The 20,681-nt window shown below is 62.7% G+C and carries 18 protein-coding genes; 3 read left to right on the top strand and 15 right to left on the bottom strand.

All coding sequences use genetic code 11. The annotated features are described in order from the left end of the window. Positions 1-1,533, bottom strand: coding sequence for an NCS1 family nucleobase:cation symporter-1 (locus tag AC58X1_RS21110; protein ID WP_101317944.1), 1,533 nt, complete (start codon positions 1,531-1,533; stop codon positions 1-3). A gap of 470 nt (positions 1,534-2,003) precedes the next feature. Further along, positions 2,004-2,444 carry an Lrp/AsnC family transcriptional regulator gene (locus AC58X1_RS21105; protein ID WP_101317946.1) on the bottom strand — a complete coding sequence of 147 codons (441 nt, stop codon included), beginning with the start codon at positions 2,442-2,444 and terminating at the stop codon, positions 2,004-2,006. Positions 2,445-2,576: 132 nt separating this feature from the next. On the opposite strand from AC58X1_RS21105, the gene AC58X1_RS21100 reads away from it, so the two are divergent. Further along, complete coding sequence (locus AC58X1_RS21100) at positions 2,577-3,482, top strand: DMT family transporter (protein WP_497429419.1); 906 nt, start codon at positions 2,577-2,579, stop codon at positions 3,480-3,482. A 51-nt stretch (positions 3,483-3,533) separates the two neighbouring features. Continuing rightward, positions 3,534-4,460 (top strand): class I SAM-dependent methyltransferase, encoded by a 927-nt coding sequence (locus AC58X1_RS21095; protein ID WP_497429418.1) that lies wholly within the window; start codon positions 3,534-3,536, stop codon positions 4,458-4,460. A 42-nt stretch (positions 4,461-4,502) separates the two neighbouring features. Here the strand turns inward: AC58X1_RS21095 and AC58X1_RS21090 are convergent, their stop codons facing one another. The 9 genes from AC58X1_RS21090 to gcl form a co-directional block, all read right to left on the bottom strand. Next, positions 4,503-6,533 (bottom strand): mechanosensitive ion channel family protein, encoded by a 2,031-nt coding sequence (locus AC58X1_RS21090; protein ID WP_497429417.1) that lies wholly within the window; start codon positions 6,531-6,533, stop codon positions 4,503-4,505. Positions 6,534-6,659: 126 nt separating this feature from the next. Further along, positions 6,660-7,658, bottom strand: coding sequence for a sulfate ABC transporter substrate-binding protein (locus AC58X1_RS21085; RefSeq protein WP_150569750.1), 999 nt, complete (start codon positions 7,656-7,658; stop codon positions 6,660-6,662). Positions 7,659-7,751: 93 nt separating this feature from the next. Continuing rightward, positions 7,752-8,576: an ion transporter gene (locus AC58X1_RS21080; RefSeq protein WP_497429416.1), complete on the bottom strand. Its 825-nt coding sequence runs from the start codon at positions 8,574-8,576 to the stop codon at positions 7,752-7,754. Positions 8,577-8,621: 45 nt separating this feature from the next. Next, positions 8,622-9,500: an urea transporter gene (locus AC58X1_RS21075; RefSeq protein WP_150572700.1), complete on the bottom strand. Its 879-nt coding sequence runs from the start codon at positions 9,498-9,500 to the stop codon at positions 8,622-8,624. 162 nt (positions 9,501-9,662) lie between these two features. Further along, positions 9,663-11,078, bottom strand: coding sequence for a pyruvate kinase (pyk, locus tag AC58X1_RS21070; protein ID WP_181107618.1), 1,416 nt, complete (start codon positions 11,076-11,078; stop codon positions 9,663-9,665). After that, a complete protein-coding gene (locus AC58X1_RS21065) occupies positions 11,075-12,349 on the bottom strand; it encodes a glycerate kinase type-2 family protein (RefSeq protein WP_401179919.1) in 1,275 nt (424 codons plus the stop codon). The genes pyk and AC58X1_RS21065 overlap by 4 nt, the downstream gene beginning before the upstream one ends. A gap of 154 nt (positions 12,350-12,503) precedes the next feature. Beyond that, positions 12,504-13,397, bottom strand: a complete 894-nt coding sequence (locus tag AC58X1_RS21060; RefSeq protein WP_101317964.1) for a 2-hydroxy-3-oxopropionate reductase — start codon at positions 13,395-13,397, stop codon at positions 12,504-12,506. A gap of 54 nt (positions 13,398-13,451) precedes the next feature. Next, entirely contained in the window at positions 13,452-14,234 is a 783-nt protein-coding gene (gene hyi, locus AC58X1_RS21055) for a hydroxypyruvate isomerase (protein WP_103436688.1), read from the bottom strand. 57 nt (positions 14,235-14,291) lie between these two features. After that, entirely contained in the window at positions 14,292-16,067 is a 1,776-nt protein-coding gene (gene gcl, locus AC58X1_RS21050) for a glyoxylate carboligase (RefSeq protein WP_150572697.1), read from the bottom strand. 257 nt (positions 16,068-16,324) lie between these two features. On the opposite strand from gcl, the gene AC58X1_RS21045 reads away from it, so the two are divergent. Next, entirely contained in the window at positions 16,325-16,765 is a 441-nt protein-coding gene (locus AC58X1_RS21045) for a GlcG/HbpS family heme-binding protein (RefSeq protein WP_101317970.1), read from the top strand. Positions 16,766-16,807: 42 nt separating this feature from the next. Here the strand turns inward: AC58X1_RS21045 and AC58X1_RS21040 are convergent, their stop codons facing one another. The 4 genes from AC58X1_RS21040 to AC58X1_RS21025 all read right to left on the bottom strand — a co-directional run bounded on the left by AC58X1_RS21040 (position 16,808) and on the right by AC58X1_RS21025 (position 20,596). Then, on the bottom strand, positions 16,808-17,419 hold the full coding sequence (locus AC58X1_RS21040) for a TetR/AcrR family transcriptional regulator (RefSeq protein ID WP_101317973.1): 612 nt from the start codon (positions 17,417-17,419) through the stop codon (positions 16,808-16,810). Positions 17,420-17,607: 188 nt separating this feature from the next. Then, on the bottom strand, positions 17,608-18,246 hold the full coding sequence (locus AC58X1_RS21035; RefSeq protein WP_101317975.1) for an RraA family protein: 639 nt from the start codon (positions 18,244-18,246) through the stop codon (positions 17,608-17,610). A 25-nt stretch (positions 18,247-18,271) separates the two neighbouring features. Further along, positions 18,272-19,246 carry a hydroxyacid dehydrogenase gene (locus AC58X1_RS21030; RefSeq protein ID WP_497429415.1) on the bottom strand — a complete coding sequence of 325 codons (975 nt, stop codon included), beginning with the start codon at positions 19,244-19,246 and terminating at the stop codon, positions 18,272-18,274. Positions 19,247-19,255: 9 nt separating this feature from the next. Further along, on the bottom strand, positions 19,256-20,596 hold the full coding sequence (locus AC58X1_RS21025; protein WP_497429414.1) for an MFS transporter: 1,341 nt from the start codon (positions 20,594-20,596) through the stop codon (positions 19,256-19,258). Between the last annotated feature and the right edge of the window lie 85 nt (positions 20,597-20,681).

Here is a 20,681-nt window from a genome sequence, read left to right as displayed (position 1 = left end):
TCAATGGCTGCTGTGGTCGACGGCGATGCACTCGCCGCTGACGTCGTGGTATTGGCGATTGCGCGGGGCAATCAGCAGGTACAGCGCAGCCGCGATGCCCGCACCGATCAACCAGGAGAACGGCGCCACGCCGTGGAAGTTGGGTACCAGCGCAAGGATGATGGCCAGCAGCGCCGCCGGCGCGAAGGCCGCCATCGCCCGCCAGTTGATGCCGCGGGTGTAGTGATAGGCGCCAGCCGGGTTCTCGCTGTACAGCTCAGGCACGTTGATCTGGCCTTTGCGCAGCAACCAGTAGTCGGCCATGATCACCCCATACAGCGGGCCGAGCAGGGCGCCCAGGCCGGACAGGAAGTAGACGATCACCAGTGGGCTGTTGTAGAGGTTCCACGGCAGGATCAGTACCGCCAGCGTGGCGCTGATCAGGCCGGCGCGGCGGAAGTTCAGGTGGCGCGGGGCGAGGTTGCTCAGGACAAATGCAGGGGCGACGAAGTTGGCCATGATGTTCACCGCGACGGTGACGATCAGGAACGCCAGGCAACCCAGTACCAGAAACAGCGTATTAGGGATGGTCGCAACGATCTGGGTGGGGCTGTCGATGATGTGGCCATTGATCTTGAACTGTGCACCGCTGAGCACCACGGTGATCACCGCGAACACCAGGATGTTCACTGGCAGGCCCCAGAAGTTGCCGACGCGGATGGTCTTGCGGCACGGCGATGAGCGGGCGAAGTCGCAGAAGTTCAGCACCAGGGTGCCGTAGATCGCCAGCCACAAGGCGCCACCGGCAAAGATATTGCGCCACATTTCGTATCCGGTCAGCGGCTCGGCCACCGACCAGGCGATGCGTGTGTCGGCCTGGAAGTACATCCAACCGGCCAGGCTCGCGACTGTCAGCAGAATCACTGGGCCGGCGAAGCCTTCATAGCGGCGCACCATTTCCATGCCGTAGGCAAGGATCACCAGCTGCACCAGCCAGATCGCGACGAAGCACACCCAGCCCAGGCTCGACAGGCCAAGGATGCTGTCTTGATCGTATGCGGCCACCTGCGGCCAGATGGCGGTGAGCAATACCCGCAGTACCACCGAGGCGAGATAGGTCTGGATACCGAACCAGGCGATGGCGATCACGGCGCGAATCAATGCCGGCAACTGTGCGCCGTGGATGCCGAAGGCGATGCGGCTGATGACCGGGAAGGGCACACCCGTCTTCTGCCCCATGTAGCCAGACAGGTTCATGAAGAAGTACACCAGCACTGCGCCGATCGCCAGCGACAGGAGAATCTGCCAGCCACCCAGGCCGAGCGCGAACAGGCCCATGGCGAACGAGTAGTTGGCGATGTTGTGCACATCGTTGGTCCACAGCGCGAAGATGCTGTAACCGCCCCAGCGTCGGCCCTCGAGACGGGTCGGCGCGAGGTCGCGGTTGTGCAGGCGCGGGCTGAGTTCGAGGGCCGGCGATGCGCCGGTCAAGGTTGACGGCTGGGCGGTGCTGGCGACGGATAGTTCAGGGGCAAGGTCGAGGCTGCTACTCATTCCGGCGGCTCCTGATGCGCAGGTTGCAGTGAGGGGCGAGAGTGCACGGTCTCGTCTGGTCACGGCTGAACCTTGGCATCACTGGGTTCTGGAGGCTGCGGCCTGCTTGGGGCAGGCGCTGCGCGTTGTTGTGTATTTAGGTTTTGTTCAAGTTGTATACAAAACACAAGCACAGCAAAGCCAGTTCCATGCCATCGGGTGTGCAAGTTCACAATTTACTGTTCCGTGAACTCTTTATTTAAATCTCTAACTGACTGAATTAATTTGTTTATAAGTTGACTGATTGAACAAGTTAAATTTTTTACCAACTTACATTACTGATCAATCGGTCAAATTATCTCGCGCCGTGCGTGTAACGTCTTGGTGCTGCGCTTCCCAGAAGTGCACACAAAAATGGCACCTTAGGTGACAATCCTGTGTACAAAAAATAAACAGCACGATCTGGCTGTGCCGGTCTGCAGGAAAGCCGCTCACTCGGCCATCGGCGGCAGGCGGCGTTTCACCGGGCTCTTCTTGATGATCGCGGTGTTGGTTTCGGCCAGGACATTGATGCGGTCGAGCAAGCTGTCCAGTTGCTCCATCGAGCGCACATGCAGGCGGGCGATAAAGCAGTCCTCGCCGGTCACCTTGTCGCACTCGGTGAACTCGGCAATCGCGATGATCTGGCGCTCGACTTCCTGCAGTTGGCCGGGCAGTGGGCGGATGCGCACAATCGCCTGCAACTGATAGCCGAAACAGCGCGGGTCGATCTCGACGGTGTAACCGCGGAGCACGCCGCGCTCTTCCAGCCGGCGCAGCCGCTCGCTGACGCTGGGCGCCGAAAGCCCGCTGATCTGCGCCAACGCCTTGAGCGAGCGGCGCGAATCCTCCATCAGGGCGGTGATCAGGAGTTGGTCGATGGCATCGGTCATAAGTACCTCGTTAGGCAAAGCTTCTGATTTGCCTTGATCGTAAAGGTGAATGGCGATTTTTGCCTTGGTTATCCGCTGGAAGGCGGCAGCTTGCCCTCGTCATACTGTTGACATCATCAACGGAGGTGGCCGATGGACAGTTCAATACGCCGTGGTTCGCTGGAAATGATCGTTGCCATGCTTATTTCCGGGACGATTGGCTGGTTCGTACTGGTGTCCGGGCAACCGGTGCTGGAGGTGGTGTTCTGGCGCTGTGTGTTCGGCGCGGGGGCGTTACTGGTGATCTGTGCGAGCCTGGGCCTGCTCAAGTCCGGCGTGATCAGCCGCGGCGCCGTGTTGCTGGCGATTGTCAGCGGGGTGGCCATCGTCGGTAACTGGGTGCTGCTGTTCGCCTCGTATTCGCGGGCGTCGATTGCCATCGGTACTGCAGTATACAACGTGCAGCCGTTTCTGTTGGTCGGCCTGGCTGCGGTGTTTCTCGGCGAGAAGATCACCCTGGCCAAACTGAGCTGGCTGGGGGTGGCGTTCGTCGGCATGCTGGCCATCGTCAGTGCCCATGGCAACGGCCAGAGCAGTGGCAGCGACTATCTGCTGGGGATTGCCCTGGCACTTGGGGCGGCGTTGCTGTACGCAGTTGCGGCGTTGATCATCAAGCGCCTGAGCGGTACGCCGCCGCACTTGATCGCGCTGATCCAGGTCAGCACCGGCATCTTCCTGTTGGCGCCGTGGGTCAAGCTTGGTGGGTTGCCCGCTGAACTGCCGCCGCTGGCCAGTTTGCTGACCCTGGGCATCGTCCATACCGGGCTGATGTATGTGCTGCTGTACTGCGCGATCCAACGTCTGCCGACTGCATTGACCGGCGCGCTGTCGTTCATCTACCCGATTGCGGCGATCCTGGTCGACTGGTTCGCCTTTGGCCATCGGCTGGCGCCGTTGCAGTGGCTGGGGGTGGCGTTGATTCTGCTGGCCGCTGCCGGCATGCAACAAGGCTGGTGGTTTCGCGCCCCGGGCAAAGCGGCGCCAAGCCCATGCGACTGAGCGCAGTTGAAGCGGGTAGAATGCCCTTTTTTGATTCTCAGCGACGCGCCCATGACCTCCGTGATTGATACCCTCGAGCAGCACCTGCTCACCGCTCTCGACCCTGCTCCGTTGGAAACCCGGCGCCTGTTCCATGGCCGTGGCCGCTGCTGGGCAGGGCTTGAGCAGATCACGGTCGACTGGCTGCAGGGGGTGCTGCTGGTGGCGTTGTTCCGCGAGCCACCCGAGGGCCAGCTGGCTGAGCTCGAGGCGATGCTGCGGGCACTGGTCGAGCGCCCACTGTGGACCGGCGAGGCGATTTTGATTCAGCACCGTTACCTGCCCGACAGCCCCGGCCAGTGGTTGCTCGGCGAGCCGGTGCAGCAGCGTGAGGTGGTCGAAGACGGCCTGACCTACCTGCTCGATCTGGGCGTGCGCCAGAACAACGGTCTGTTTCTGGACATGCGCTATGGCCGGCGCTGGGTGCGTGAGCACGCCGCTGGCAAGCGGGTACTCAATCTGTTCGCCTATACCTGCGGTTTCTCGGTGGCGGCAATCGCCAACGGCGCTGCTCAGGTGGTCAATCTGGACATGGCCAAGTCGGCACTGTCGCGTGGACGCGAGAACCATCGGCTCAATGGCCATGATGTGAGCCAGGTGGCGTTTCTGGGTCATGAACTGTTCAAGTCATGGGGCAAAGTGCGCAAGTACGGGCCGTATGACCTGATCATCATCGACCCGCCGACGTTCCAGCGCGGCAGCTTTGTGCTGACCCAGGACTACGCGAAAATCCTGCGCCGCTTGCCCGAGTTGCTCAGCGCAGGCGGCACGGTGCTGGCGTGTGTCAACGACCCGGCGATTGGCTCGGACTTCCTGATCCAGGGCATGGCCGAACAGGCGCCGGGCTTGCAGTTCATCGAGCGTCTGCAGAATCCGCCGGAGTTTGCCGATGCTGATCCTGAGGGTGGCTTGAAGGCGCTGGTGTTCCGCCAACTATGAGCTGCCGCCCTCGACATCGAGGGCGACAGTGCTTGGCAGGGTTCAGGCAGGCAATGCGCGGGCCTGGGCGGGCATCGGGTAGACCTGGGCGAAAGCGACGTTGTCGGTTTGATCGACGCGCTTTTTCAGGCGTTCGTTGAAGGCCCGGCTGACCGCGTACTGGCCACCGGAGATGGTTCGGAACTGCGCGGTCAGGACGAACCCGTTGAGGTCCATACGGTCGACGCCGAACACCTGCAGCGGCCCTTGCAGGTTGATCCGCAGCAGTGGGTCTTCGCTGATCGACTTGCCCACTTCGTGAATCAACGCCAGCGACTGATCGACGTCACTGTCGTAGGTGAACTGCACCGAGAAGAACGCATAGGCAAACTGCCGCGACTGGTTGGTAACCGCCTTGATCTGGCCAAACGGCACCGAGTGGACGAAGCCCTTGCCGTCGCGCAAGCGCAGGGTGCGGATGGTCAGGCTCTCGACCGTGCCGGCGTGGCCGGAGTCGAGCACCACCCAGTCACCGATCGAAATGGTGTCTTCGATCAGGATGAACAGCCCGGTGATCACATCCTGCACCAACTGCTGCGAACCAAAACCGATGGCCAGGCCAATTACCCCGGCACCGGCCAGCAGCGGCGCAACGTTGATGCCCAGGTTGGCCATGGTGGTGATGGTGCAGATCACTACCAGGATCACTTTCACCGCATTACGCAGCATCGGCAGGATGGTGCGCACGCGAGTGCTGGGCTGGCGCGAGCTGCGCTTGCCGACGGGTGGCTTCAGCGCCTCTTGAATGGCGGTGTCGAGCACCACCCACAGCAGCCAGGTCACCAGCAGGATCAGGCCGATACTTGAAATTGAGTTACTGATGGCCTGGCCGAGGCGGTTGCTCAGGGCAAAGTCGATCACCGAGAAACCCCAGATGCGCCCGAGCAGCTCGATAAAGGTAATCGCCATGGCGATGCGCAACAGCGCATGGGCGAGGCTGCGTAGCAGCTCCTTGTAGGGGCGGACCTTCTGCTGCGTATCAACCTTGCGTGACGCCAGCAGGTGTTGCAGCAGGGTGCTGAGGAACAGCGTGGCCACCAGCAGCACGGTGGTCAGCAGGGCATTCTGCAGGGCTTTCTGGCTCTCTTCGCCGGCACCGATCAGGTTGATCGCCGAGACCAGAATCATCATCAGGATCGGCAGGTACCACAGCTTGGAGAAGATCCGCAGGGTCTCCTGCACTGCACGGTGGTGCAGGCGATCATGCAGGTCGCGGTTGCGGATCAGGTGACCCACCGGCCGGCGCAGGCGCAGGACCAGGCTGGCAAAGATGAAGGTGGCGATCAGGCCGGTGATCACGGCGATGCTGGCGGTGATATTGCCGCCGACCTGGCGAGCGATCTGCGGGCTGGTCAGCGCGTCGCTCCAGGCCGCGAGAAAGCCGATCATGAACAACGCGCGCGGTGCCATCTGCCTGATCACGGCGACGGCAGGGCGTTTGTGGCCTGCATCGAACAGGGTGATCAGGCAGAGAATGATCGACGTCGAGAACAGGCCGCTGCTGGTCGCGTAGGCCAGGCTCAGGCCGAGTGCGCGGGCAATCGACGGGTCGAGAAAGCGGCTGGCATACAGCGTCAGCGGCAAGCTCGCCAGGGCCGGCAAGGTATAGGGCAGCAAGTACCTCAGCAAGCCACGCAGGCGCTTGCGCCGTTGCAGCAGGGCGGTGCGCGCGCAGCGGGCGGCGAGCCAGCGGCCGAGCAGGCTGAGCAGCGAGAAACTGGCGGCCCAGGCTACCGTCAGCAGGACAAAATCGCCGATCAGTTGCAGGCCGTCTTGCCCCGAGTGGCGGTCGACCAGGCGCTCCACCTCTTTGCTGGCGCGGTCGGTGCGCAGGCGCCAGGTGTCCAGCACATGGGCATCGAGGTCGAGGTCTTTGGCTGCACTGTCCAGGCCATCGGCCAGGGCACCCAGCAAGCCACCCTGCAACACCGGAGCAGGTTCTTCGGCGGGAGCTTCGGCAGGCGCGGGGTCAGCGGCGTAGATCGAAGTGCTCAGCAACAGGCTGAGAAGTAGCGGGGTTAGCAAGCGCAGCACTGGAGTACTCCTTGGGCCGTGGCGGGCGTGGGGGGTTACTCAAGGAACTGATTGCCGAAGGCGAGGGAAGTTCGATGCAATCCGGGCCATGGCCTGGCCCGGATTGCTCTGGCAAGCGTCAGTCGATCACTGGCCGGTGTATATCTGGTCGAACACGCCACCGTCGTTGAAGTGGGTTTTCTGCACCGTGCGCCAGTCACCAAAGGTCTTCTCTACCGAGAGGAAGTCGACTTTCGGGAAGCGGTCGGTGTACTTGGCCAGTACCGCTGGATCACGCGGGCGCAGGTAGTTGTTGGCAGCGATTTCCTGGCCTTGTGGCGACCACAGGTACTTCAGGTATTCTTCGGCGGCGGCGCGGGTGCCCTTCTTGTCGACCACCTTGTCGACCACGGTGACCGGCGGCTCGGCTTCGGCCGATACGCTTGGGTAGACCACTTCGAACTGATCGCGACCGAATTCGCGGGCGATCATTTCGGCTTCGTTTTCAAAGGTGACCAGCACGTCGCCGATCTGGTTGGTCATGAACGTGGTGGTAGCCGCCCGGCCGCCGGTATCGAGCACTGGCGCCTGCTTGAACAGCTTGCCGACAAAGTCCTTGGCTTTGTTTTCGTCGCCGCCGTTTTTCAGCACGTAGCCCCAGGCCGAGAGGTAGGTGTAACGGCCGTTACCGGAGGTCTTGGGGTTGGGCACGATCACCTGGACGCCGTCCTTGAGCAGGTCAGGCCAGTCTTTCAGCGCTTTCGGGTTGCCTTTGCGCACGATGAATACGGTGGCCGAGGTGAACGGCGCGCTGTTGTTTGGCAGGCGCGTGACCCAGTTGTCCGGGACCAGCTTGCCGTTGTCGACCAGGGCATTGATGTCGGTGGCCATGTTCATGGTGATGACGTCAGCCGGCAGGCCATCGATCACCGAGCGCGCCTGCTTGCTCGAACCGCCGAAGGACATCTGCAGGTTGATCTTCTCTTTGTGCTCGGCTTCCCAGTGCTTCTGGAAAGCGGCGTTGTAGTCCTTGTAGAAATCGCGCATCACGTCATAGGAAACGTTGAGCAGCGTCGGCGCGGCCTGGGCCAGGTTGCCCAGGGTCAAGCCTGCGGCGAGCAGCGAGGCGGTAAACAGTTTTTTCACGACGCGATCCTTGTTCTTGAAACAGTTAATGGCAGAGTGCCTGCGACTATAGCGGGTGTTTCCCAAGCGTTTAAAGAACGAAATACGCTTTGGTTATTCCTTCCTGGGGAACAGCGCATTGCCGCAGCGCGAGCAGAACGCAGCGCCGTGCTCATGGCTGTTTTTACGGCAGGTCGGGCAGTCGTGCTGGAGTTGTTCGCCACGCATGGCGTTGGCCAGCTCGGCGGTGAAGATGCCGGTCGGCACGGCGATGATCGAGTAACCGGTGATCATTACCAGTGACGACAGCACCTGGCCCAGCGGCGTCTTCGGCACGATATCGCCAAAGCCCACGGTGGTCAGGGTGACGATCGCCCAGTAGATGCCTTTGGGGATGCTGGTGAAGCCATGCTCGGGCCCTTCGACCACGTACATCAAGGTGCCGAACACGGTCACCAGAGTCGATACGCTGACCAGAAACACGATGATCTTCTGCTTGCTGCCGCGCAGCGCGCTCATCAGGTAGTTGGCCTGCTTGAGGTACGGGCCCAGCTTGAGCACGCGGAAGATCCGCAGCATGCGGATCACGCGGATGATCAGCAGGTACTGGGCGTCGCTGTAATACAAGGCGATGATGCCCGGCACGATGGCCAGCAGATCGACCAGGCCGTAGAAGCTGAAGGCATAGCGCAGCGGCTTGGGCGAGCAGTACAGGCGGGTCAGGTATTCAGCGAGAAAGATCGCCGTAAAGCCCCACTCGATGGCGGCGAGCAGGCCTGAATAGTTCTGGTGAACCTCATCGATACTGTCGAGGATCACCACCACCAGGCTGGCCAGAATGATCAGCAGCAGGGTCTTGTCGAAGCGTCTGCCAGCGGTGGTGTCGGATTGAAAAACCAGAATGTAGAGCCGCTCGCGCAGGCTCGCCGGGGAGTTCATGGGGCGCGTTCCATTATGCAATGGGCAGAGCCTAGGGCTTGCCCCTCAGCTGTGCAAGCGGCGTGGCTTACCGCCCGCCAGCCCGCGCGGCAGGCGGCTGCTCAGGTGCAGCAACCAGCAGGCGGCCACAAACGGCGCGGTCAAGGCGGCCACCGGCAGCAGATTGAACAGCGGTTGCAAGGCGATGGCCAGGATGATCGCCAGCAGCGGCAGCCACGGCCGTTCGCGCTGGCCGCAAAAGGCCAGTGCCGCCAGCGCGGCATTGAAACCGAGCAAGCCCATCCCGGCGCTGTGGACATCGCCCATGAGCAGCGCAACGCAGGCGCCCAGGCCTGAGCCGAACAAAGCCCAGAGTGCAGCGCTGCGATTGGACAGGAACAAACCGATGGCGATCAGCAGCCCCGCCAGCGGCTGCTCCAGCAGAAACACCTGGCCCAGGCCACGCGCCAGTGCCTGCAGAGGCTCGGCACTGACCGCTGTGCCGGCGGCAGACGGCTGCGCTGCCAGCAGCGCGGCCCAGCCGAGCAGCACGAACGGTGCGGTATAGGCCGGCAGCAGGCAGGCGCCGCGTTTGCGCCATTGATGGACGAGGATGCTCGACAGGCCACTGGCGGCGATGATCAGCGGCGGCAGAATCACTGACCATGGCAACACTGCGCTGAACAGGATGCCGATCAGGACGCCGTTGTAGCTGTACAGGCCGGCCTGGCGATCAGCCCGGTCGTAGCCGCGCCGCTGCGCCGTGAGCAACCCTGCCAGCGCGCCCAGCAGGGCACCACCGACCAACTGCGGGGCGGTCAGGAGGATGGCGAGCAAACAACACAGGCCGCACAGCGGGCTACGCTGCAGCAATACCTGGCTGAAGCCGTTGAGAAGCGCCGTGGCCCAGTCGGGGCACGGGGTGACGAAATTTTGTGTGTACATGGGCAGTCAGTAGGTTGAAGTTGGCGGTGGGCCTCTTCGGGCCTCGGTTCCGCGGTTGGTCTTTTGGGCCGCTCTGCGGCCTTCGCGGGTGAACCCGCTCCCACAGGGTTTTGTGTGGGAGCGGGCTTGCCCGCGAAGGCTGCAAAGCAGCCCAATACGGTCCTAGATCAAAGTCTCGATGCGCAGCGTGTTGGTCGTGCCCGGCTTGCCAAACGGCACCCCGGCGGTGATCAGCAGCGTATCGCCGATGCTGGCCATGCCTTGCGCCTGGGCGATTTCCAGTGCGGTCGAGCAGATTTCGTCGACCTGGCGCAGGCGGTCGTTGACCACCGAGTGCACGCCCCAAGTCACGCTCAGGCGGCGCGCCGTCACCAGATTTGGCGTCAGGTTGAGGATCGGTGCCCGTGGCCGTTCGCGGGCGGCGCGCAGGGTCGAGGCCCCGGACTCGCTGTAGTTGACCAGCACCGCCACCGGCAGAATGCCGCTGATACGGCGGATTGCACAGCTGATCGCATCCGAGGTGGTGGCCTCTGCTCTTGGCCGGCCAACGTCGAGCTGTGCCTGGTAATCCGGGCCGTTTTCCACCTGGCGGATGATCTTGCTCATCATCTGTACGGCTTCCAGCGGATAGTCACCGGAGGCGGTTTCCGCCGACAGCATCACCGCATCGGCGCCTTCGGCGACCGCGTTGGCGACGTCGGTGACTTCGGCGCGGGTGGGCGCAGGCGAGAAGCGCATCGACTCGAGCATCTGCGTTGCCACCACCACCGGGCGGCCGAGCTGGCGGCAGGTGTTGATGATGTGCTTCTGGATCTGCGGCACGCTCTCGGCGGGGACTTCCACGCCCAGATCGCCACGGGCAACCATGATTGCATCGGACAGCTCGGCGATGGCCTGCAACTGGTCGACCGCCGACGGCTTCTCGATCTTGGCCATGAGGTAAGCGCGGTCGCCGATCAGCTCGCGCGCTTCGATGATGTCCTCAGGGCGCTGCACGAACGACAGCGCCACCCAGTCCACCCCAAGCTCCAGGCCGAAGGCCAGGTCGCGGCGGTCTTTCTCGGTCAGCGGGCTCAACTCGAGCACCGCCTGCGGCACGTTGACACCCTTGCGGTCGGACAGCTCGCCGCCGGCCAGCACTTCGGTATCGATGGCGTCGTCATGCTTGGCGGTCACGCGCAGGCGCAGCTTGCCATCGTCGAGCAGCAAGTCCATGCCTGGCTGCAATGCAGCGATGATTTCCGGGTGCGGCAGGTTGACCCGGTGGCTGTCGCCCGGGGTGCTGTCCAGGTCCAGGCGCAGGGCCTGGCCACGCTGCAGCTGGACCTTGCCTTCGGCAAAGCGACCGACGCGCAGCTTGGGCCCTTGCAGGTCCATGAGGATGCCCAGCGGGTAGTTCAGCTGTTGCTCGACTTCGCGGATCCACTGATAGCGCAGGGCGTGGTCGGCGTGCTCGCCGTGGCTGAAGTTGAGGCGAAAGATATTCACCCCGGCTGCGACCAGCTGGCGTACATCGTCGATGCCGTTGATGGCAGGGCCGAGGGTGGCGAGGATTTTGACTTTTTTATCAGGCGTCATGATTGGGCAGTCTCGAGAATCAGAATGGCGCGGAAGTCGTTGACGTTGGTACGGGTCGGCTCGGTTACGATCAGGGCGTCGAGCGCGGCGAAGTAGCCGTAGCCATTGTTGTTGTCCAGCTCATCGCTGGCCGAAAGCCCCAGGGCGGCGGCGCGGGCATAGCTGGCCGGGGTCATGCTGGCACCGGCATTGTCTTCCGAGCCATCGATGCCGTCGGTGTCGCCGGCCAGGGCATACACGCCCGGCAGGCCTTTGAGGTTTTCGGTGAGGCTGAGCAAAAACTCCGCGTTGCGCCCGCCACGGCCATTGCCGCGCACGGTCACGGTGGTTTCACCGCCGGAGAGAATCACGCAGGGCGCCTTCAGCGGCTGGCCGTGCTGGACGATTTGCCGAGCGATGCCGGCATGCACCTTGGCCACCTCGCGCGACTCGCCTTCAAGGTCACCGAGGATCAGCGGGCTGAAGCCGGCCTGGCGGGCTTTCACGGCTGCCGCCTCCAGCGACTGCTGGGGCCTGGCGATCAATTGGAAGTGGCTGCGGGCCAGGGCCGGGTCGTCGGCTTTGACGGTTTCCGAAGCCGGGTTGTTGAGCCAGTCGATGACCGCTTGTGGCGCTTCGATGTTGTAGCGTTTGAGGATCGCCAGCGCTTGCGCCGAGGTGCTCGGATCGGCCACCGTCGGGCCGGAGGCGATCACGGTGGCGAGGTCGCCGGGCACATCGGAAATGGCATAGGTGTACAGCGTGGCCGGCCAGCAGGCCTTGGCCAGGCGGCCGCCCTTGATCGCCGAGAGGTGCTTGCGCACGCAGTTCATCTCGCCGATGGTCGCGCCCGACTTGAGCAGGGCCTTGTTGATCTGTTGCTTGTCGGCCAGGGACAGGCCTGCGGCTGGCAGGGCGAGCAGGGCAGAGCCGCCGCCAGACAGCAGGCAGATCACCCGGTCGCTTTCAGTGAGGTTGCTGACCAGCTCCAGCACGCGCTTGGCCACGGCCAGGCCGGCGGCATCGGGAACAGGATGGGCAGCTTCGACCACTTCGATTTTCTGGCAGCTGGCGCCGTGCCCATAGCGGGTCACGACCAGCCCGGAGACTTCACCTTGCCAGGTTTTTTCGACCACTTCGGCCATGGCTGCGGCGGCCTTGCCGGCGCCGATAACGATGACCCGGCCGCTACGGTCGGCAGGCAGGTGGGCTTCGAGGACCTGGCTTGGGTGGGCGGCGGCGATGGCTGTGTCGAACAGCTCGCGCAGAAATTGTTGCGGATCGACCGACATGGCAGGCTCCCAAAATTCTTGTTGTTATGCGTAATAAAAAAACGCCCCCGGAACGACCTCCGTGCAGGCTGAACCAGGGGCGGGTGTTGCTCGGTTGCGGGTCACAGACCCCTGGGGGCTGCGTCGCAAACCCCCGGATTCAAATCAATTCAGATCACTTCTCGTCGCGGATCGAGAAATTGGCCATGTGCTCCAGGCCCTTGATCAATGCCGAGTGGTCCCAGTTGCCGCCACCCAGTGCTACGCAAGTGCTGAACACTTGCTGCGCGTTGGAGGTGTTCGGCAGGTTGATGCCCAGCTCCTTGGCGCCTTGCAGGGCCAGGTTCAGGTCCTTCTGGTGCAGGTTGATGCGGAAGCCTGGATCGAAGGTGCCTTTGATCATGCGCTCGGCATGCACTTCAAGAATCTTCGACGAAGCGAAACCGCCCATCAGTGCTTCACGCACCTTGGCTGGGTCCGCGCCGTTCTTGGCAGCGAACAGCAGCGCCTCGCCAACTGCCTGGATGTTCAGCGCGACGATGATCTGGTTGGCGACCTTGGCGGTCTGGCCGTCACCGTTACCGCCGACGCGGGTGATGTTCTTGCCCATCAGCTCGAACAGCGGCAGGGTGCGCTCGAAGGCTTTCGGGCAACCACCGACCATGATGCTCAGGGTGGCCGCCTTGGCGCCGACTTCGCCGCCGGACACCGGGGCGTCCAGATAGGCCGCGCCAGTGGCTTTGATCTTCTCGGCAAAGGCTTTGGTCGCGGTTGGCGAGATCGAGCTCATGTCGATGACGATCTTGTTCGGGCCAACACCTTCGGCAACGCCGTTTTCACCGAACAGGACAGCTTCGACCTGCGGGGTATCCGGGACCATGACGATGATGAATTCAGCTTCCTGAGCCACTTCCTTCGGATTGGCCAGGGCCACCGCGCCAGCGGCGATCAGGTCAGCCGGTGCTGCGTCGTGATGGGTCGAAACGAACAGGCTGTGACCTGCTTTTTGCAGGTTTTGGGCCATGGGCTTGCCCATGATGCCAGTGCCGATAAAACCGATTTTAGCCATGAGAGATACCCTCTTTTGTAATTGTCGAATCTCGATGAACCAGGCGCAGCCCGATCAGATCGCGTTGTGCGTCTTCAGCCAGCCCAGGCCCGCTTCAGTGGTGGTCAGCGGCTTGTACTCGGCGCCGACCCAGCCCTTGTAGCCGATGCGGTCCAGGTGCTCGAACAGGAAGCGGTAGTTGATCTCACCGGTGCCAGGTTCGTTGCGGCCAGGGTTGTCGGCCAGCTGGATGTGGTTGATCCGCGGCAGGTTGGCTTCGATGGTGCGCGCCAGGTCACCTTCCATGATCTGCATGTGGTAGATGTCGTACTGCAGGAACAGGTTGGCGCTGGCGACCTCGGTCTGAATGTCCAGTGCTTGCTGCGTGGTGTTCAGGTAGAAGCCAGGGATGTCGCGGGTGTTGATCATTTCCATGACCAGGCGGATCCCGGCGGCCTGCAACTTGTCGGCGGCAAACTTGAGGTTGTCGACAAAGGTCTTGCGCACGGTGGCGCATTCCAGACCCTGTGGGCGAATGCCCGCCAGGCAGTTGATCTGGGTATTGCCCAGCACCTTGGCGTAGGCGATGGCCTTGTCGACACCGGCGCGGAATTCTTCGACGCGGTCGGGGTGGCAGGCAATCCCGCGCTCACCTGTCGACCAATCGCCCGCAGGAAGGTTGAACAACACCTGGGTCAGGCCATTGGCGTCCAGTTGCGCCTTGATTTCAGCGGCGCTGAAATCGTACGGGAAGAGGTATTCGACACCGCTGAAGCCAGCGTCGGCGGCGGCCTTGAAGCGGGCCAGAAAGTCCTGCTCGGTAAACAGCATGGACAGGTTGGCAGCGAAGCGAGGCATGGTGATCTCCTTGCAAATGAAAGCCCCCGGCACAACCGGCGCGGGGGCGTCAGGCAATCAGTCGAGCAGCGAAATAGCGGTAGGGGCGTCGTTGCCCACCAGGGCGAGGTCTTCGAACTCGTTGACCGCGTTGATTTCGGTGCCCATGGAAATGTTGGTGACGCGCTCGAGAATGATTTCAACCACGACCGGTACGCGGAACTCTTCGGCCATCTTTTGCGCCTTGAGCAGGGCAGGGGCGATTTCGCTTGGCTCGAATACACGCAGGGCCTTGCAACCCAAACCTTCGACGACTGCAACGTGATCGACGCCGTAGCTGCCGGCTTCGGTCGAGTTGATGTTCTCGAACGCCAGTTGTACACAGTAGTCCATCTCGAAGCCACGCTGAGACTGACGGATCAGGCCGAGGTAGGCGTTGTTCACCAGCACGTGGACGTAGGGCAGATTGAACTGCGCGCCAACGGCCAGCTCTTCGATCATGAACTGGAAGTCGTAGTCACCAGACAGCGCGACGACCTTGCGTTGCGGGTCGGCCTTGACCACACCGAGGGCCGCCGGGATGGTCCAGCCGAGCGGGCCGGCCTGGCCGCAGTTGATCCAGTGACGCGGCTTGTACACGTGCAGGAGCTGCGCGCCAGCGATCTGCGACAGACCGATGGTGCTGATGTAGCAGGTGTCCTTGCCAAATACCTTGTTCATCTCTTCATAGACGCGCTGCGGCTTGACCGGCACGTTGTCGAAGTGGGTCTTGCGCTGCAGGCTGGCCTTGCGCTGCTGGCAGTCTTCCAACCAGGCACTGCGGTCCTTGAGCTTGCCGGCGGCTTTCCACTCGCGGGCCACTTCCAGGAACATATCCAGCGCCTTGCCAGCATCGGAAACGATGCCCAGGTCCGGGGTGAACACGCGGCCGATCTGGGTCGGTTCGATGTCGACGTGAACGAAGCTGCGGCCTTCGGTGTAGACATCGACAGAACCGGTGTGGCGGTTGGCCCAGCGGTTACCGATACCGAACACCATGTCCGATTTGAGCAGGGTCGCGTTGCCGTAGCGGTGCGAGGTCTGCAGGCCGACCATGCCCACCATCAGCGGGTGATCGTCCGGGATGGTGCCCCAGCCCATCAGGGTCGGGATGACCGGCACGCCGGTCAGTTCGGCGAACTCGACCAGCTTGTCGCTGGCGTCGGCATTGATGATGCCGCCACCGGCCACCAGCAATGGGCGCTCGGCGTCATTGAGCATGGCCAGGGCTTTTTCCGCTTGCACGCGGGTAGCGCCTGGCTTGTTGATCTGCAGTGGCTCGTAGGCGTCGATGTCGAATTCGATCTCGGCCATCTGCACGTCGAACGGCAGGTCGATCAATACCGGGCCTGGACGGCCGCTGCGCATCTCAAAGAAAGCCTTCTGGAATGCGTAAGGGACCTGGCCTGGCTCGAGCACGGTGGTTGCCCACTTGGTCACCGGCTTGACGATGCTGGTGATGTCGACGGCCTGGAAGTCTTCTTTGTGCAGACGTGCACGCGGCGCCTGGCCGGTAATGCACAGGATCGGGATGGAGTCGGCGGCGGCGCTGTACAGACCAGTGACCATGTCGGTACCGGCTGGGCCGGAAGTGCCGATGCACACGCCGATGTTGCCCGGGTTGGCGCGGGTGTAACCCTCGGCCATGTGCGAGGCACCTTCGACGTGGCGAGCGAGGACGTGATCGATGCCACCGACTTTCTTCAGGGCCGAGTACAGCGGGTTGATAGCGGCCCCTGGGATGCCGAATGCGGTATCTACACCTTCCCGGCGCATGACCAGAACGGCTGCATCGATTGCTCTCATTTTGCTCATGGGTTGTGCCTCATCGATTTTGTAATTGTATACAACTTGCTCTTGGCCAGAGTGTATTCACGCTCGGTGGCCTAGGTCAATCCATTTTCGTCGGCAGCAAACGCTTCGGTCGGAATGCCCGTGAAAACGGCGTTTCGTCTGATCGTGCACGATCGTCTAAAAATATTGTATACAAAGATAATCGTAGTTGTGTTCTATTTATGCCATTGGATTTCAACTGCCCTCAGGGCTTCTCACAACAAGAAGAGGACCTTTCCATGACTACTTTGACCCTCAAAGTCGCTGTCAGCCTGGTGAACGCCGCGCTGGCCGCAGGCCGCAAGATCAACGCTGCGCCGCTGACAGTGGCGGTGCTGGATGCCGGCGGGCATCTGCTGACCTTGCAGCGTGAAGACGGCGCCAGCCTGCTGCGCCCGCAGGTAGCGACTGGCAAGGCCTGGGGTGCAATTGCCCTGGGCAAGGGCTCGCGTCTGCTGGCGTTGGATGCGCAGCAGCGACCGGCGTTTTTTGCCGCATTGAATGGTTTGGGCGAGCGGCCGGTGGTGCCGGCGCCAGGGGGCGTGCTGATTCGTGATCAGCAGGGCAGGGTGCTGGGTGCGGTGGGGATCAGCGGCGATACTTCGGATATCGATGAACAGTGCGCAATCAGCGCCATCGAAGCGGCGGGCCTGACCGCAGATGCCGGTGTCGCGGCCTGATCACTGCACCCAGGGCCGCGCTGCGGCCCTTTCTGACTCAGCTCAAGCCAGCTCTGGCTCACAGCCCTTGAGCACGAGCCGAATGATCGTTTGCGCAGCGGCCTCGTAATCACTGTCGGCGAGCTTGGCCTTGCCGGTGACGGCGGCGATCTGCCAATCGAAGTCGGCGTAAGTCTGGGTCGCCGCCCAGATGCTGAACATCAGGTGATGGGCATCGACCGGGGCGATCTGTTTGCGCTCAATCCAGCGCTGGATGCACTCGATATTGTGCCGGGCCTGCTCGTTGAGCTGCTCGACCTGGCTCGGCGAAAGGTGCGGCGCGCCGTGCATGATCTCGCTGGCGAACACCTTCGAGGCATGGGGTAGATCACGCGAGATGCGGATCTTCGAGCGGATGTAGGCACTCAGCACTTCTTTCGGATCACCGTCGGCATTGAACGGCGTCGATGCCTGCATGATCGGCGCGATGATGCTCTCGAGCACCTCGCGGTAGAGGTTGTCCTTGGATTTGAAGTAGTAGTAGACGTTCGGCTTGGGCAAACCCGCCTTGGCCGCAATGTCGCTGGTTTTGGTGGCGGCGAAGCCCTTGTCGGCGAATTCCTCGCTGGCCGCGCGCAGGATCAGTTCCTTGTTGCGCTCGCGAATGGTGCTCATTGCAGGGATCTTCCTCGGAAAGGGCGCCTCTAGGAGGGATCGGGCATGGTAGCACCGGCCCGGAGCGAGGCTCAAGGCAGGCTGTTTGCGCAACGGACGAGGGAGCTGGTCTGGGGGCAGCCGGGGTGATGAGCATCGCAGAGGGGAAATGTCGGGCAGCAGTGCCTAGGCTGCTACCCGACCGGCGCTCAGCGCACGCTTGCCCGCACCTTGTCGCGAAAGCTGTTCTCGTAACCGTCCTGCAGCTTCACCTGCTCGGCCAGCGAGGCGAGACGGCTGCGCGGGATGACGATGATGCCGTCGCGGTCGCCAATTATCGCATCGCCCGGATGGCACACGACATTGCCGCACGCCACGGCGATGCCGACCTGGCCCGGGCCCCATTTCGACGGCCCTGCGGGGTTGACCGCGCGGGCATAGACCGGCAAACCCATGCTGTCGAGTTCTGCCACATCGCGCACGGCGCCGTCGATGACCACCGCCGCCACTTGCCGGGCCAGGCAGATCTCGCCAAGCAGATCGCCGAACACCGAGCGGTTGACCTCGCTGTTGCCATTGATCACCAGCACATCGCCGGGCTGCGCTTCGTCGAGGGCTCGGTGGATCGCCAGGTTGTCACCCTCGCGAGTATTGAGCGGCAGGATGGTGCCGAAAAAACTCGGCTTGCCAGCGGTATGGCGGATGGCCGAAGCCATCATGCCCATGCGCTGCAGAACGTCACCGATCAGGGCGACCGGGTAACGGGCGATCTCGCCAATCAGCGCCAAGTCTGCCCGTTGCCACTGGCTGTTGACGCTGATCGAGTCGTCGGACACGTTGATGAACATATGAAACCTCCAGATTCGCCGGCGCTCAGTCGAACGACTTCGCCACAGGTTGGTTGACCGGGTGCGCCGGGGCTTGCCCCTGGAGCACGGCGGCAATCGCCTGCAGGGCGCTCATGCCAACCCGCATCAACGATTCGTCGGTCTGCCCGGCCACATGCGCGGTGACGATCAGGTTCGGCGTTTCGGCGATGGCCGGAGTGGGGTGGTTGAAAGGGTTGATCATGTCGAGATTCTCCGCGTCGAGCACATCCACCCCCGCGCCGGCCAGCTTGCCGCTGTTCAGCGCTGCGACCATGGCCTGCTCATCGACCACGCCGCCCCGGCTGGTGTTGATCAGCAGCGCGCCGTCTTTCATCCGGGCGAACTGCTTGGCACCGATCAGGTTGCGGGTGGTGGGTAGCAGCGGTACATGCAGGCTGATCACATCGGCAGTGGCCAGCAGGGTGTCGAGGTCGACCCAGCGCGGATCGGTGCCTGGTGCGATTGCCGGGTCGGTGAAGATCACCTTCAGGCCAAAGGCCTCGGCCACGGGCGCAACGCTTGCGCCGATGTTGCCAAAGCCGACCAGGCCCAGGGTGCGCCCTTCGAGCTCGATGCCGGTCAGTGCCAGGCGGTCCTGCGCCCATTTGCGTTTACGCGTCTGCTCGCTGGCCATGGGCAGTTTGCGGCACAGCGACAGCAGCAAGGCGAAGACATGTTCGATAACACTGCGCTGATTGGCCCCGGGAGTGTTGGTGACCCACACGCCATGTTGCGCGGCGGCCTGGTAATCAACGTTGTCGTAGCCCGCGCCATGGCGGGCGACGATGCGCAGTTTCGGCGAGGCGGCGATCATCTCGGCGCTGACATGACCACCACGCAGAAACACCGCGTCGACCTGGTTGTGGATTTCGTCATAGCTGACGGCGTTGGCGCCATAGCCCAGACGCACCTCGCCAAGGTCAGCAAGGCCGGCGAGCACGCGCGGGTGAATGGGGCTGGTGACGTAGATCAGAGGCATGGTCTGTACTCAGGAAAATTGATGGCGATTGGCGTCGGCGGCAGCGTTGTTGCGCACGGTGCTGAGCACGATCAGGCCCAGCACGCCAGCGCCGCAGAGGATGAAAGCGGGTGCCGACTGGTTGCCGCTGGCGCCGATCAGCCAGGTCGCCATGAACGGCCCGATGCCGCCACCGATCACCGCGCCGACGCTGTGGCCGAAGGCGACACCGGTGTGGCGAACGTGGGTCGGGAAGAACTCCGGCATCACCGAGTAGGTGCCGGCCAGGCACAGCGCGTACGGCACCATGCCCAGGGCCAGGCCGACCATGGCCAGGCTCACCTGGCCTTGCTGCATGAGCATGAAGGAGGGGATCGAAAGGGTGGCGTAGCCGAGATAGGCCAGGCGCAGAACGGCCTTGCTGCCGATGATCGAGCCGAGGTGACCGGCCAGGGGAATCATCAGCGCGGCAAAACTCACCGCCACCAGGACGATGGTCGAGGCCTGACCTTTTGAGTAGCCGAGGATCGAGCTGAAGTAGGCGGCGATGAATACCGTGCCGATGTAAGTGCCGATGTTCTGCACCAGCGAGATCATCATGACCTTGGTCAGCGGGCGCATGTAATCGCGCACCAGCTCGGCGAAGGGCGCGCTTTTCTGCTCGGCGTCAATGGTCTTGTTCGACTCGAACTCAGGGCTGTCTTCAATGCCCAGGCGCATCCACAGGCCGATGATGCCCAGCGGCAAAGCCAGCAGGAACGGCACGCGCCAGCCCCAGTCGGCCATCTGCGGGTCGGTCAGCCAGGCTGCGGCCAGGCCAGCGATGGCCGCTGCCAGGCCCTTGCCGAACTGGGCGATCGAGGGCAGGAAGGAGATGTACAGCGAACGCCGATTGGCCGGTGCCCACTCGCGAATGTAGCTCGCTGCGCCACCGATTTCGCCGCCGGCGGAAAAGCCCTGAAGCATGCGCAGCGCCACCAGCAGAATCGGCGCCCACACGCCAATCTGCGCATAACCGGGTAGCAGGCCGATCAAGGTCGCGGCGATGCCCATCAAGGTGATGCTGGCAATCAGGCTGGTGCGGCGCCCCACCTTGTCACCCAGCCAGCCGAACGCGACGGCGCCGAGCGGGCGCACGAGGAACGCCGAGCCGAATACCAGAAATGTGTTGAGCAGGCCGGTGGTGGGGTCATCGGACGGGAAGAACACCAGCGCCAGGGTGGCCGCCAGATAACCGTAGATGCTGAAGTCGTAGTACTCGACGAAGGTGCCGAACACGGCGGCGGCGGTGGCTTTCTTCGCCTTGGTCTTGCGCTCGGCGACAGGCTCGGACATGGCGACGGGCTCGGTCAATGTATTGTTGTTATTCATAGGTCACTCCAGCGTTTTGGTCACGGCCATTTTAAAAAATGGGACAGTGTCCTGTTTTGTTTTTCCCAAGCATCCTCGTGCCCAG

Source organism: Pseudomonas sp. PGPR N4, from assembly GCF_059693665.1.
The sequence above is the reverse complement of the archived record's forward strand: the minus strand, read 5'-3'. Positions and strand labels throughout refer to the sequence as shown.

Excerpts from the sequence above, each read along its gene's own strand:
- AC58X1_RS21065 (WP_401179919.1), bottom strand. The coding sequence starts at position 12,349 with ATGTCGGTCGATCCGCAACAATTTCTGCGCGAGCTGTTCGACACAGCC.
- AC58X1_RS21060 (WP_101317964.1), bottom strand. The coding sequence starts at position 13,397 with ATGGCTAAAATCGGTTTTATCGGCACTGGCATCATGGGCAAGCCCATG.
- AC58X1_RS21100 (WP_497429419.1), top strand. The coding sequence starts at position 2,577 with ATGGACAGTTCAATACGCCGTGGTTCGCTGGAAATGATCGTTGCCATG.
- AC58X1_RS21025 (WP_497429414.1), bottom strand. The coding sequence starts at position 20,596 with ATGAATAACAACAATACATTGACCGAGCCCGTCGCCATGTCCGAGCCT.
- AC58X1_RS21040 (WP_101317973.1), bottom strand. The coding sequence starts at position 17,419 with ATGAGCACCATTCGCGAGCGCAACAAGGAACTGATCCTGCGCGCGGCC.
- AC58X1_RS21105 (WP_101317946.1), bottom strand. The coding sequence starts at position 2,444 with ATGACCGATGCCATCGACCAACTCCTGATCACCGCCCTGATGGAGGAT.
- AC58X1_RS21080 (WP_497429416.1), bottom strand. The coding sequence starts at position 8,576 with ATGAACTCCCCGGCGAGCCTGCGCGAGCGGCTCTACATTCTGGTTTTT.
- AC58X1_RS21095 (WP_497429418.1), top strand. The coding sequence starts at position 3,534 with ATGACCTCCGTGATTGATACCCTCGAGCAGCACCTGCTCACCGCTCTC.
- AC58X1_RS21035 (WP_101317975.1), bottom strand. The coding sequence starts at position 18,246 with ATGTTCATCAACGTGTCCGACGACTCGATCAGCGTCAACAGCCAGTGG.
- hyi (WP_103436688.1), bottom strand. The coding sequence starts at position 14,234 with ATGCCTCGCTTCGCTGCCAACCTGTCCATGCTGTTTACCGAGCAGGAC.
- AC58X1_RS21045 (WP_101317970.1), top strand. The coding sequence starts at position 16,325 with ATGACTACTTTGACCCTCAAAGTCGCTGTCAGCCTGGTGAACGCCGCG.
- AC58X1_RS21110 (WP_101317944.1), bottom strand. The coding sequence starts at position 1,533 with ATGAGTAGCAGCCTCGACCTTGCCCCTGAACTATCCGTCGCCAGCACC.
- AC58X1_RS21075 (WP_150572700.1), bottom strand. The coding sequence starts at position 9,500 with ATGTACACACAAAATTTCGTCACCCCGTGCCCCGACTGGGCCACGGCG.
- gcl (WP_150572697.1), bottom strand. The coding sequence starts at position 16,067 with ATGAGCAAAATGAGAGCAATCGATGCAGCCGTTCTGGTCATGCGCCGG.
- AC58X1_RS21030 (WP_497429415.1), bottom strand. The coding sequence starts at position 19,246 with ATGCCTCTGATCTACGTCACCAGCCCCATTCACCCGCGCGTGCTCGCC.
- pyk (WP_181107618.1), bottom strand. The coding sequence starts at position 11,078 with ATGACGCCTGATAAAAAAGTCAAAATCCTCGCCACCCTCGGCCCTGCC.